Genomic DNA, 12,865 nt, shown 5'->3' with positions numbered 1-12,865 from the left:
AGAGGTAAAAATGATGTCTGCGGGGGTTGTATTTTCTGCGGTTTTTCTTAGGCCGCGCCTTACAAGGCCGCAAGACTTGTCAACCTTTCTTAAAAATATTGCGATTTATGATCGACCGCTGATTTTAAAAGTGTTTAAAAGTCGTTCTGTCACTTTTGTCACCGCCTCGCTATTTTTTTTCGCATTTCATGAGCATACAAAAATCATACCTGAGCTTCGTTGACTGTCGAGTAGTTACTCGATAATACTGTATATATAAACAGTAAAAACAGGAGGTGCCATGACATGCTCACTTTATATAAATACCCGCTATCCCCGATCTCGATAGCTGCACCACTTTTCCTCGAAACCTGTCAGGCAGGTTTTCCCAGCCCTGCTCAGGATTATGTTGAGCGCGAGCTAGACCTCAACGAATATTGTGTCATGCGTCCTGCAGCCACGTTTTTTGTCCGCGCCTCCGGACAGTCTATGACAGACATTGGTCTCAACAGCGGTGATTTAATGGTGGTCGATAAGGCCGAATCTCCCCGGCACGGCGACATAGTAATTGCTGAGATTGAAGGTGAATTTACCGTTAAACGCCTGCTGCTCCGCCCCAAGCTGACGCTTCAGCCCATGAATCCTTCCTTTCCTCCCATATACCCTGATCCGGAAACGATCCAGATTTTCGGAGTGGTTACCTCGTTTATTCATAAGACCCGGGGTGAGTGATGTTCGCCATTGTGGACGTAAACAGCTTTTATGCGAGCTGTGAAAAAGTCTTCAGACCTGATTTGCGTAACCAGGCTGTCGTCGTCCTGAGTAACAACGATGGTTGCGTCATCGCCCGTAGTGCTGAAAGTAAAAAATTTGTACGAATGGGCGAACCCTGGTTTAAGATTAAAAACGAGAACTTCCCTGTTAAAATTCATGCATTTAGCTCTAACTATGCGTTATACGCCTCGATGTCTAACAGGGTAATGAGCATTTTAGAGGCTCTGTCACCTCGCGTGGAACAGTATTCGATTGATGAGATGTTTCTGGACGTACGCGGAATCGATTTTTGCACGGATTTCGAGACGTTTGGCCGCGAAGTCCGGCGCAGTGTGCGTGAACATACCGGCCTTACGGTCGGGGTCGGTATAGGTAAAACCAAAACGCTTGCAAAATCAGCCCAGTGGAGCAGCAAGGAATGGCCTCAGTTTGGCGGCGTGCTGGCCGTCACGTCGCACGTCCGGGCTGAGAAGATGCTGGCCCGCCAGCCCGTTGAGGAGGTCTGGGGAGTCGGCAGACGCATTGCCAAAAAACTGAACACTATGGGAATTACAACCGCACTGGAGCTCTCCCGCGCCAATCCTGCAATGATCCGTAAACACTTCAGCGTGGTACTGGAGCGAACGGTGCGCGAGCTGAACGGCGAGAGCTGTATCAGTCTGGAAGAGGCACCGCCGGCGAAGCAGCAGATCGTGTGCTCCCGTTCTTTTGGCGAAAGAGTCACCGAGTATGAAGACATGAGGCAGGCAATCTGTCAGCATGCCGAACGGGCGGCCGTTAAATTGAGGGGGGAAAAGCAATACTGCAGACAGGTTTGTGCATTCATCAAAACCTCACCTTTTTCGCCCGGGGAGACTTACTACGGTAACGTGGCTTCAGAGACACTTATGTCGCCCAGTCAGGATTCCAGAGACATTATAGAGGCTGCAATGAGAGCACTTGATCGGGTGTGGATAAGCGGCCATCGCTATGCCAAAGCAGGCGTTATGCTGAACGACTTCACTCCCTCAGGTGTTGCACAGCTCAACCTCTTTGACGAAGTTCAACCCAGAGCGAACAGTCAGCCTCTGATGCAGGTGATTGACCATATAAATCAGACCGGGATGGGAAATATCTGGTTTGCAGGAAGAGGGATAGCTCCCACATGGCAGATGAAGCGTGAACTATTGTCACCTGCCTATACAACAAGATGGAAGGACATACCCATAGCAAAACTTTAGGAATTCTAATATTGTTATGAAACTTCGAACTTTTTTATAACGGAATTAAACTTAAGGCGGATACATGGCACCTTTAGCAACTTATTTACCAGAGTCACAAATAATAACCTTGAAAAAAGACATGGGTTGTTTTCAAGATCCTGATAATTTAGAAGGCTTCCCTAATCCTCAGAGCCTTAGTGTTTTTTTCCATGAATGGATACACTTCTTACACAACGTTTCAACTACAAATGGCCTTGTAGGTTTTTCGCAACAAATAGTCCTATGGTCGAATTTTAGGTGGTCTGTAAATGAAAAAGGACATTGCATAGGTTCTATGTACAGAGATGATGTCGAAAGTGAGAATAACTTAAGAATCATTAGACATCTTTTTTCTAGAGTGAAGTCTGGTAAAGGAAGTATTCCTGGTTATATCAATCCAAATGATATTAGTTTGCATTCATATAAGCTAAAAGAAGGGGTAATTACCAATGGTTATTGGGAGGTCTCATCAAAAATAGCATGTAACTTTATGAGTCAGGGCGCAATTTTTGATATTGAGATAGGTGTACTCGAAATCATCGAGTCTGTTGCTTACATGCTTGAAACTAGACTCGTCGAAAAAATGGATAGTATGCCATTATCGTCACCAATTAAACCTTATCAACTCGTCTATATACTTTCTAAAGGAATTTCCCCCAAACTTAAGAAAGATGAGATCATTTGCGCCATGCTTACAGCATTACAGAACAATGACCCTGCTGCAATGTTATTGGTGACCTTAGAGAAAATAAAAAACAGAAAGCGTAAAAAAAGACAAATTATTCTTAATGATATCGCCATTAGAAATATAATGGCATTCAAAGATTCCATTAGTGAGCAACTCAATCAGATAGAAAGCTTATTTCCTGTTGACGAGCCAATGGGTAAATTTATTAAGCTGACTATAAAGAGACTGAAAAGGAATATAAAAGCTAGAATTAAAAAACCTTTTTTCGAGTTATCGATAGTTGAACATACTGCAAAAAACCCTAATTATTTAAATGAATGTATACGGAAATATGGTGGGTGTGTTTTAATCTCGGAAAGACATGGTGACGATAATGATGTGGGGCGTGATGTTATTTACGAGTTTATGCTTAATGAGCATAAAGACGATTACAGCGAGGGACTTCAAATTGCCCGATCAAGTTTTCATTTTTTAAATGCTCATTTAGATTATTCAACGGGAGGTTTTATAAACTCCGCAAGTATTACCTGCAACTTCAAATGTCCATTCTTCACCACTTGCGAAGTAGAATTGAGAAAAAATATGCCTGACATTTGTGCTAATAAACCATGGTTATCTATAGGTGCTAAACAAAATCTTGGATGTGTTTATGCCAGAGCAGTAAGAGCGACCGCACCGCCGTCGGACAACTTAACTTATAAGCTATGAGAGAGTTCATACGATATACTTTTAGGGGTATGAGATATATATAATCATTATATCCCTGCACTATGTTTTTTATTTTAAGAGTGGAAAAGGAATGTTGTATTTCCACTTAAATATAGTTGTTATTGAAAAACAGCTTTCACTGGTTTTTAAATAGCCATTTACGTACTTCAGATTCGGCGATTTCACTACTAACAGCAACTATAGCCCTCAATACAGCGTCAAGCTTCTTAACGTTGTATTTGCCACTTGCAATGTCAATTTTTTTAGTTTGTAAGAATTTTTTTACATACCCCTCTTTCATGTGCAATGCACCTTGATACTTACCCAAACTTTCTTTGTAGTTAGTCCACCGTATATAAGGAGGAGAGAACCCTTTGATGTCCAAATCCAAATAGCACTCAATCGCTACCGCTCGGCCATTAATATCTGTTTCCCGAATGCCATCAGGACCTTCAGCCTTGAATTTTCTGAAAACATCCATATCAGGTAAACTAAGGCATGACATATTTGAAGGTAGATTTAATCTTCGGATTTTTTCGAGGGCTTCACAACCTTCCGCATCGTTATCAAGAAGAAAAATTATATTATTATGGACATCAATACTAACAAGTCCTTCAGCAAACTTCACTAAGCTCGAAGCTCCTGAAAATGGATGGCGCTCACTAACATCAATAAATGTAAAAAAGTCCTCAATATCAGGCATCAGGAGACTAAACGCATGTCGCAAGATATGTATATCAGACGTTCCCTCAGTGGCAATTAAAAACTTCTCAGAACGTGATGCTCCAGGTTTAATATCGTCTGAACTTGCCCAGCCGTTTTCAACTAAAATCCCATAATCCCACGTCAATAAGGAGCCTGCGTTTTTTTCGTTTTCAGCCATAAGTCGCAGAGCCGAATAGGGGTGTAAAAAACCTATAAGTTCCTTGAAAGATTCAATTTCTGAACTGCTCTGGTTAAAATGCCCACTGAAAAACGGTATTCTTTTAAGTATTGCTTCGTCACTAAATCTTCCCGTTACTATTTCTAGCCATTTCTCATTGCTGTAATGGGATGTAAATTCATCCTGTAATTCATCGATGTTGATGCTTTTTATAAACGCGAGGAACTCATCGAAGTCCATCCAATCTTTTTTGTAAGAGTAAGTAGGTGTATCAAATCGTGTTGTCTCACCCTGGTCTTCAGGCACATCTTGGACGTAGAAGTTAAACTCATCTCGAATATTTTTTAGAGTAAAACCCAGAAGATCAAGACGATTCTTAACTGTGCCTAAGTTCCTTTGTAGAGCGATTTCCATAGCAGCCAGTATGCTTTCATCATCAGGATCTTCGTTTTCTTCAAATGCATTATAATCAATGCCATCATTCTTCACTCTCTTAATATCCTCTTTCTGAAAAAGAGAACCATGATCAATACCTAGGCCGTTTCTGTTGTAAGTCACAGTCATACCTGACAAGTCGAGTCTAATGTCCGTGCCCATAACATCCTCCTGTGAGACCACTCAATTGCGATTATAAGGTAACGTTGATATCTTAGTGTACTTCATTCAAGAAATTACTGTATCTAAATAGATACGGCGAGTTGATCTTATACACATTTTCATTCAGCCCACTATTGGCAAGGATCGAATCGCATTGAGGTTTCTTCTGTACCCCATGAAAGATTTTGAAAAGACATGTTTTTTGACTTAAACACTATTTTCCTTCCTCTTTCTGATAGACAGGGTCCGTCCCACGCGGAAACTTTAAGGCTTCGTTTCTGAAGTGCTGCAGTCTTTGTCTGAAGTATTCCTGAAGCTCTTCCGGTTGCTGTCTCTCGACTTCCGAAGGAATCACCGGCAGATTCATACGCTCTTTATAAGCAACCCCTGATGCGGCCAGATCCACGTTGACCTTATCCCGCTCTTCTTTGCTTTTTGCTGCTATGTTGTGTGACATATGAAGCCCTCCCTGACAGAAGTATATCAGGAAAGAGGCGCTGTTTAGTTTAAACCTATGGCGTCACATGGTGCATGGTGTCTGAGAGTTCAATCCGGTCAAGAATGCTTTCGTCATAGCCTTGTTGGATAAGGCATCGCTTAACACTCACAACAGAGGTATCAAGCCCCCTTAGCCATATATCGCCATCTTCGGATCTGACAAAATTGCCAGTGAGCTCGAATTTGTCATTAACGGATTCATATGGAACACCTGTAAGAGTAATCACATTGAAATCACATGTATCTGTCTTATCTTTGCCATATTTGAACAAAACGATAGCGGCAAATAGGACAATAAAAATTAAAAAGCTTAAAGCTATAAATACTTTAAAAAACAATCGCTCATAATTGATAAGCTTTTTAATGTCCATTTTTAACTCCTGTTCAAAGTGGTTATGAAGCCTCTGAGTCATTTAATGAGGAATATATTTCATTTTGACTGAGGAATTCTGCTCAGGATTTTTTCGCTGTATCCTTTACCGATAAGGCAGGCTTTGACATTAACAACCGAATTATCATTTTTCCTGATTTCGATATTGCCCTCGCGTCTGAAAAAACGGCCAGTAATATTTAATTTTTTATCTGCGGATTCGTAAGGAATGCCAGAGAAAGTAATGACGTTGAATTCACACCGCTCTGTCTGTAACAACTGTTCCCTTTTAATATAGGGATACCGTAAGAAACAGATTAACAGTACTAAAGCAAAAGCAATCAATTGCATTGACCCGGTTACCTTCAAAACTTCTTCAAGTTCGCTTAACTCTCTTTTCATTATTTAACCTCACTGATGCTGCGTTTTAATGCACTGTACAAAAAGTCGCACTCAGCCTGCTTATTGGCTTTAAAGGGTTTCTCGGAAAGCCAATGGGCATTACCCGGCCAGCCGAAGACTTTAAGGATCTGACGACCACGGAGATAAAGCAGTCCCCAGCCCGGAGGTAAATCTGCAACAGTGATAATGTCGGGTTCAGACAGGTAAAAGCGCCAGTCGCCCAGCCCCGTTTCAGGGACGATGCGAAATGGCTTTTTCCGGTCAGCCAGAAAGTCAGCTCTGGAGCACTTACACTCGATCAGGCATGAGGCACCATTGCGAAATCCAATAGCGTCGGGCAACTCCCCGGAATTACTCCATGCACGAAATCCGTCGCCGAGCGTAACGGGGAAACCGTTGCTGCGCAGAAACCTTTCTGCTCGCCGGCACATCATTTCATGAGCATTCACTCCCGGTGAGGGCAGAGCTTTTATCTCAGTATTTACGAGTGTTTTTTTTCTTATAAAGACCATCAGGGGCCTCTTCGTATTGATTTTCTTTTTTCAGGATTAATCGTGATGCGGAAGCGCGTCAGGCTCATTCACAATATCCGTGTTCGATATGCTCTGGAGATACGCCAGAGCGGTCTCAAGCTGGTCGAATTCTTTTAAATCAACTCTGCGCATATAACTTTCAGTTAATATGCCGTATAAATTTGTATGAGTGTTATATATGAATGAATAAGAACAATCCTTAGTGGGGAGATTATGAATGCTCATTAATTTTTCATTGCTCTCACCGGCTCTGATGTATTGCATGACAAATTCAACCATAGCGATATTTTGTGCCAGTTCAGCAGTTGTTGTTGTTTCAAATCCTACACTGAAAACAACCTGGTTCGTTTCACAGTGACGCATCCCGGATTTAATCAGTCCTTTTTGGCTTATCCAGTATTCCTGATACTCATACATCGATGGACTAGGGTCTGATATATCAAAAATAGCCTGCCAGTTTGGTTCACGCCCCCATGACCGGATTAAAAGCAAATCCTTCCGGGTCAGCAGTTCTGCCAGGCTTTCTTCCGCCCACGCAAGATTACGCTCTGCCCGGGTGACAGAACGCTGACGAAGCATGACGGCCTTTTCCGCTGCGGCAATAAGTGAATCAATTGAGTCTTTAGTGTCCTGCAAGTGGGTCATAAAACCTCCCGAGGCTCCCCTGAGCCAGTAGTAAATAAAGTCGCGTTTGGTAAACGGATCACCGTAATGAAAGTGAGCCTGCTCAGCGCCGAACACCTCACAGTCAGCATGCTCTTTCATGACCCTCAGGCACCGGATAATCCGGTGCCTGAGGACAGCATTACTGCGCTTCACCACGGGCTGCCGCATGAATCTGACTGAAAAGACGTTTTGTCCAGGCATCAGTGACGTGCTTCGGATCGGATGAGATATACGTTGATACAACAAAGCTCCCGGCTCTGTTGCCGGTGGTACCCGTGCCTTTGAATGTCCGGCGAACCTCAATCGTCAGCCTGTCATTTCCGGCCCAGTTCCTGGACATGCGGTAATAACTGCCGGGCTCTGCCGACCAGCTGGTGCCCTCTGAAATGGCTGAGGCTGACCAGCCCGCATTCCCCTGGCCGCTGTTGCGTGCGGCAGCCACATCCCCGTCAGAAACGAAGCCAAACTTTTCTTTCAGGCGCATGGCCACCGTATCGACCGGTATGGCAATGGGGCCGTAGGCATCACTGACCTGATTGCGTTTTTCCACTGTGGTCTGGTCTTTTACGTCTGAAGGCATCTGATTGCCGTCATTCAGCGAACCAAACTGGCCGATACCGCTCATGAAGCTGCTGCAGCCTGTAAGCGTGGTCGCCAGCACAATGGCAGACAGTTTGAGGGCTTTTTTTGACATACTATTCTCCGGTTAACAGGCGGGCTGCACCCGGCAGCCCGCGTTGTTCATAATCAGAAAGTGAAAGAAAGCTGCGCAGCAGCGCCATAGCTGCGGTCTGTGCCGGCCATGCCGGTCAGGTCGAGATGCACGACGTTGAAGGGTGAAATCCCCACACCGGCAGTAAACATGCTCCGATCGCTGTTGCGCATGTCTGCGCGGTAACCGGCACGCAGCTGCGCCCGGTTCCAGGCATTCAGCTCGGCACCCACGCCGGCATACTGCGCTTTTTCATCCGAGGCAAAACCGCTGGCCGGTGTCAGGTCAACGTCTGTGGCCAGCGTGACAAAACCATTGCTCCACGCCGTGCCGGCAGTCGCCTGCGGGCGTATCCGGAACGTGTCAGTAATGCCGTTGATTTCGCGCGTATCAATGTCACGCGCTACCAGGTTCTGTCCGGTCAGTCCGACGGTCCACTCAGGTGTCAGCTGAGCCGCAAAGCCGACGTCGACGTTTGCGCCGCTTTCGGAACGCTTCCAGTCGCCGCTGCGAAAATCTGACGCGCTGTAGTTACCGACGGAAACGTTGTAGTTCCAGGTATCCACGCGCTGGACCTTTGGCGTGATGCCGACAGAAACCGGCGTGTCGCCCAGGGTAAACTGATGCGCTGCGGCGATACCGTATTCCGTGACCAGTGCGGCAACGCCCTGCGCCCGGGAGGTCATCTGGTCAATATCCGTCTGAGTCGGCGAGAAAATGCCGCTCTGTGCCGCATCGAGATACGCCAGGTCACGTTGTGTGATATCGGTGCGGACCTTCGCCTGTCCCCAGCCTTTGGCCACAAAGGCGAAAGGAAGGGTGTCATTGGGAATGGCAATCACCGCAGAAAGCCCGGCACTGGCATGCCCGCTGTCGCCGTCGACGTCCTGCAGGGCCTGTTTCAGCGCGGCCGCCTGTCGTGAGCTGTTGCCGGTGCCCGCTGAATCGCGGAAGTCGTCAAAGGTGCTTTTTACCCTGTCCAGTCCGTCACGCAGGTTATCCGGATCGCTGATTTGTGCCCCCACGCCCGGCAGGATGAGCCCGACGTCGTCACCGGTATCGTGGCGGGTCATCAACGCGGGGTTGGCCAGCGCAGCGGCAAGATAACCGGAAGAGGCCACGCCGGTTCCCCCCATGGCGTCGTTACGCGCTTCGGTCCAGGTTGTTGCAGCATTCACTGACGGCACGGCTGAAGCCAGTAATGCCAGAATGATGCTGCGGGTTGACAGTTTTGCTTTCATCATTTATTTCCTTTTCTTGTTTTTGACAAAGGGGTTTCCCTGGTGCTGACGGACCAATAAAATAAACAGCCTGGTTTTTTGTTCTTTAAATACGGTTAACCGAAACTCATGACTTCTTTCAGATAGTCTTCCCATTCAGGCGTAATATGAAACGCCGGGTTTATGAAAGGTATCAGTTCCTCCTCACTCCACATGAAATTTAGCCCTGGTCTGAGCTTGCCCATAATACTTTCATCAGTGACGGATGAGACCGAAAACGGCAACTCAGAGCCCTCTCTCAGCCTGTCAAATATCCTGTCCGGTAATTTTCGAAAAGAAATTTGAGCAACCCGTCCTTTTAACCGCAGTAATTCACAGAAAGAAAGAAAGGCGTTTGTCTCTGATTCATTGCTGAGCGTAAGAGGAACCACACCGGTTAAATAATTACTTTCAAAGGACACGCCGTTAATATATTTATCCCGGGTCGCTGTGATTACCATCTCGTGGCTGAAATTTAGCGCTGGCTCACCTATGTCATGCTGACGTCTGTAAAAACGTAAGGACTTAATCACTGTATCTTTATGCGGCAGAAGGCATTCAGCTGCCTGCCAGAAGTCACGCAGTATCACGGTCGGAACCGGAAGAATATCTTCTCCGGCGAGCCAGCCGGGCTGAACACCGAACCATGACGCAAGCTGTTCCAGCACTGGCAGGGTAAGGTGATCAAGCGTGCGCTCCCGGTTTTCAAGCACGCTCATGCCGATATTCAGCTCAGAGAGCAGTGTGGCCACCTGCGCGACATCAAGGCTGTGGCGGTCCATCAGGTGCCAGAAGCGTTCATAAACGCGGTTTACCGTGGCTTTGCGGGGCGCTGTGGTCTCTGTCATGACGCCCTCAACAATCACATTGACCAGCTCTGAAACGGAGATGCCGAGTTTATGTGATACCTGATTCACAAATTCCCGTGATGCCGGCCGGAAACGGATGGTCACTGGCGGACTTACGGTTTTCTTCCCTTCCGCAAACTGCTCAAGCAGCTGCCTCTGCTCATCGGTCTGCTCTAAGGCGACGCGGGACAGAATTTCTGTCAGGTTCATACGTTTCATAAAGGCCCTGGTGTTGGCTGAATGAGAAAATATTTTGTTAATCTTTTCTGTATTCGGTGTGAATACAGTACCTGGCGAAACCGCGTGTTGTATAACGCGATATTTCGATCGTTCAGATCGAATACATATGTGTAATCAGTCTGAACATTGCCTTTATGACTTAACACCCGAAATTATTTTTCCGGTTCAGAAGTTTTTTTCAGCAGCATCACCGGCCACCGGGTCCGGGACGGACAGCGCCAGTGCCACTGCCGGAAGAGGATTTCCAGTTGCATTAGCGCGCGGGCTGAATCCCGGAAAGGGACGCTGGTCAGCCTGCTGCGGTAAGACCAGCCCCGCACCTTCAGGTATGTCCTGAGCCTGGCCGCACGGGCAGGCGTCAGCAGATGTGAAGCAACCACAACGGTTTTCCCCCCGGCTAACGCGGCTTCAGTTGACTCAAACACCCCCGACCAGAACCAGCTCACGCGCTCAGGCGTGAGTCCAACGGTTGGCTGACAGGGTGACAGATGAACGGTGATGCGCTTTCTGCGGCTCAGCATGCAGGGCTTCCTGAGCAACTGACGGGTCAGCCAGTCGAGGGGTCTGAGCAGAAACGGAGAGAGTGCCGTAAGCAGCCACATAAAAAAGAATGCGTCACATCCGGATGAAATAAAAAGGCTGATGCTGCCGGACAGAGTCAGCCACAGCAGAAGGTACAGCGCTACCAGACGTTGCTGCATGAGTGTGTTCAGTTTAATTAAAGGAAGGTTGCGCAAGAAAAGCACGGGACGTTAAAGCCGTCTGCCGTTAATCCTGAATCCGTTCCTGAAAATTAACGCAAGCAGAATATCTCTCTGCGCTGAATCCAGGTTTAACGTTGCAAATGTCACCCTGTCTCTTAGCGTTACGTCATTTCAGATAAAGAGCGGGTGTCGATGGAGCGGGTGATGAAGTGGCTGACGGGGCGCGGAAACAACAGGCATTCAGGGCAGCCGGCGGATACGGTCGTCAGAGAGGTGGCGTTTCGCCCGGTTCTGGAGGGCAGCACGCTTATGCAGACGGAGGAGCGACGCAGGTTTGTCAGAATGCTGGCAGATAACAGCCCGCTTTCGCAGCCCGTCACCGATGCGTGGTGGCTGAAGCCTGCGCAGACGATGCTTGAGCGTGTGCAGGACTGCCCGGCCGCATGGAGCGGCGCATATTCGTCACCGGGGGGATTTGGCGACCTCAGCCTCGGCGTGGCCGTGCGGGCGGTCAGGCTCATCAGGGGAATGATGCTGCCGCCCGGCGCCACACCTGAAGAGCAGTCGGCTCAGGCCCCGGGCTGGGTCTGTGCGGTATTCTGGGCAGGCCTGTTTCATCATCTGCCCTGGCTGACGAAGGTGGAAGGCGCGACGCAGTCCGGAAAAATCTGGTATCCGGGGCTGCACAGGCCTGACGGCCCGTGGCGGATCCGGCCCGCAAAGAGTGCCTTGGCTCCTGACCTGACAGGTCAGTACATGGCGGCAAAGCTGCTGCCTGAAACAGGCATGCTGTGGCTTCACCAGTGGCCGGAAGCGTCACGCTGTCTTCTTCAGTTTCTGTCGGGTGAGCGTGCCGGTGCCGGTGTGCTCTACAGCATCATCATGCAGGCGCGGGAGGGGGCGGGTCTGGAAACAGGTGGTCTTTCAGATATTACTGGCACGTCTTCTGTAAACCCGGCGCCGGAAATGCAACATGCTGATAATGCCCCAAAATTAGCAGATAACGCACCTGTCCTTTTGTCGAGTTACATCATTTCAGCAAATGTTTCAGAGCCAATTGAAAGTGAAGCGGTAACGTATACTTCCTCACAGGCAGCCGGTGAGGAGACCGCTCCAGGAACAGAAGAACCTGAGTTACCGGTACTGCACTCCGCGCTGCAGTCTGCCCTCAGCGGGCGCGAAGCCACTGAGTATGGTTCAGATAGTGAAAATGAAAAGGAAGATTCAGAAATTAAACAGGAAGTGGATTTACTTTCGGTACTGGACCTGATGGCTAAAGGGGAAGCCCCCGTTTTATCAGCCGGACAAACTGCTGAGTCAGCGAAGCAGGAGCAAACGGAAGACGGGAAGCCGGCGGACGACAGTAAACCCTCTGAGGGCAACGTTTTTCTGGACTGGCTGCGGGAGAGCGTGGAGGCCGGAAATATTACTGTTAATGAGTCCGACAGTCTTCTGCATGTACTGTCCGGCTTTATTTTTATGATATCGCCCGATGTGTTTTTCCGGTTTATTACCTCGCAGCCAGAAAATAAATACGAAAAAAACAAGCTGCAAAAAAACTTTGAATCACTGGGCCTTCATCACATACGAAATGGAAAGGGGCTTTACTCCTACCATAAATATGACTCGCCGGATAAACGCGGTCAGTTCACCAAACTGTCGGGCTACATGATTAAGTCTGACATTATTTTAAAGAAAGGACGCTGTCTTTCAGACAGCATATGGCTCTCTCCCAAAAGAGAGTAATTACAGGGTTAATAAAA

14 protein-coding genes are annotated in these 12,865 nt (G+C 47.5%); 4 read left to right on the top strand and 10 right to left on the bottom strand.

Features of this window, described 5'->3' with window-relative positions; genetic code table 11:
* Positions 1-285 precede the first annotated feature (285 nt).
* The 3 genes from umuD to RAC60_RS05815 all read left to right on the top strand — a co-directional run bounded on the left by umuD (position 286) and on the right by RAC60_RS05815 (position 3,390).
* On the top strand, positions 286-711 hold the full coding sequence (umuD, locus tag RAC60_RS05825) for a translesion error-prone DNA polymerase V autoproteolytic subunit (RefSeq protein WP_375092919.1): 426 nt from the start codon (positions 286-288) through the stop codon (positions 709-711).
* Positions 711-1,973, top strand: coding sequence for a translesion error-prone DNA polymerase V subunit UmuC (gene umuC, locus RAC60_RS05820; protein ID WP_375092917.1), 1,263 nt, complete (start codon positions 711-713; stop codon positions 1,971-1,973). The genes umuD and umuC overlap by 1 nt, the downstream gene beginning before the upstream one ends.
* Before the next feature lie 64 nt (positions 1,974-2,037).
* A complete protein-coding gene (locus RAC60_RS05815; protein WP_375092915.1) occupies positions 2,038-3,390 on the top strand; it encodes a hypothetical protein in 1,353 nt (450 codons plus the stop codon).
* 136 nt (positions 3,391-3,526) lie between these two features.
* Here RAC60_RS05815 and RAC60_RS05810 read toward each other — a convergent pair whose 3' ends face one another.
* The 10 genes from RAC60_RS05810 to RAC60_RS05765 form a co-directional block, all read right to left on the bottom strand.
* Positions 3,527-4,870, bottom strand: coding sequence for a HEPN/Toprim-associated domain-containing protein (locus RAC60_RS05810; RefSeq protein WP_375092913.1), 1,344 nt, complete (start codon positions 4,868-4,870; stop codon positions 3,527-3,529).
* Between the two features lie 214 nt (positions 4,871-5,084).
* Positions 5,085-5,327 carry a DNA polymerase III subunit theta gene (locus RAC60_RS05805; RefSeq protein ID WP_375092911.1) on the bottom strand — a complete coding sequence of 81 codons (243 nt, stop codon included), beginning with the start codon at positions 5,325-5,327 and terminating at the stop codon, positions 5,085-5,087.
* Positions 5,328-5,382: 55 nt separating this feature from the next.
* Complete coding sequence (locus RAC60_RS05800; RefSeq protein ID WP_375092910.1) at positions 5,383-5,739, bottom strand: hypothetical protein; 357 nt, start codon at positions 5,737-5,739, stop codon at positions 5,383-5,385.
* A gap of 59 nt (positions 5,740-5,798) precedes the next feature.
* A complete protein-coding gene (locus tag RAC60_RS05795; RefSeq protein WP_375092908.1) occupies positions 5,799-6,140 on the bottom strand; it encodes a hypothetical protein in 342 nt (113 codons plus the stop codon).
* Positions 6,140-6,574 carry a hypothetical protein gene (locus tag RAC60_RS05790; RefSeq protein ID WP_375093005.1) on the bottom strand — a complete coding sequence of 145 codons (435 nt, stop codon included), beginning with the start codon at positions 6,572-6,574 and terminating at the stop codon, positions 6,140-6,142. The genes RAC60_RS05795 and RAC60_RS05790 overlap by 1 nt, the downstream gene beginning before the upstream one ends.
* 114 nt (positions 6,575-6,688) lie before the next feature.
* Positions 6,689-7,438: a hypothetical protein gene (locus RAC60_RS05785; protein ID WP_375092907.1), complete on the bottom strand. Its 750-nt coding sequence runs from the start codon at positions 7,436-7,438 to the stop codon at positions 6,689-6,691.
* A gap of 40 nt (positions 7,439-7,478) precedes the next feature.
* Positions 7,479-8,033 (bottom strand): hypothetical protein, encoded by a 555-nt coding sequence (locus RAC60_RS05780; RefSeq protein ID WP_375092906.1) that lies wholly within the window; start codon positions 8,031-8,033, stop codon positions 7,479-7,481.
* 53 nt (positions 8,034-8,086) lie between these two features.
* A complete protein-coding gene (locus RAC60_RS05775; RefSeq protein ID WP_375093003.1) occupies positions 8,087-9,292 on the bottom strand; it encodes a conjugal transfer protein TraF in 1,206 nt (401 codons plus the stop codon).
* A 95-nt stretch (positions 9,293-9,387) separates the two neighbouring features.
* On the bottom strand, positions 9,388-10,377 hold the full coding sequence (locus tag RAC60_RS05770; RefSeq protein ID WP_375092904.1) for a conjugal transfer protein TraE: 990 nt from the start codon (positions 10,375-10,377) through the stop codon (positions 9,388-9,390).
* 173 nt (positions 10,378-10,550) lie between these two features.
* Positions 10,551-11,099, bottom strand: coding sequence for a pili assembly chaperone (locus tag RAC60_RS05765; protein WP_228225396.1), 549 nt, complete (start codon positions 11,097-11,099; stop codon positions 10,551-10,553).
* 195 nt (positions 11,100-11,294) lie between these two features.
* Here RAC60_RS05765 and RAC60_RS05760 point away from each other — a divergent pair, with 195 nt between their 5' ends.
* Positions 11,295-12,848 (top strand): conjugal transfer nickase/helicase domain-containing protein, encoded by a 1,554-nt coding sequence (locus RAC60_RS05760; RefSeq protein ID WP_375093001.1) that lies wholly within the window; start codon positions 11,295-11,297, stop codon positions 12,846-12,848.
* Positions 12,849-12,865: the final 17 nt, after the last annotated feature.

It is taken from the genome of Pantoea sp. BR_17, assembly GCF_041955125.1.
Classification (GTDB): domain Bacteria; phylum Pseudomonadota; class Gammaproteobacteria; order Enterobacterales; family Enterobacteriaceae; genus Pantoea; species Pantoea stewartii.
The sequence above is the reverse complement of the archived record's forward strand: the minus strand, read 5'-3'. Positions and strand labels throughout refer to the sequence as shown.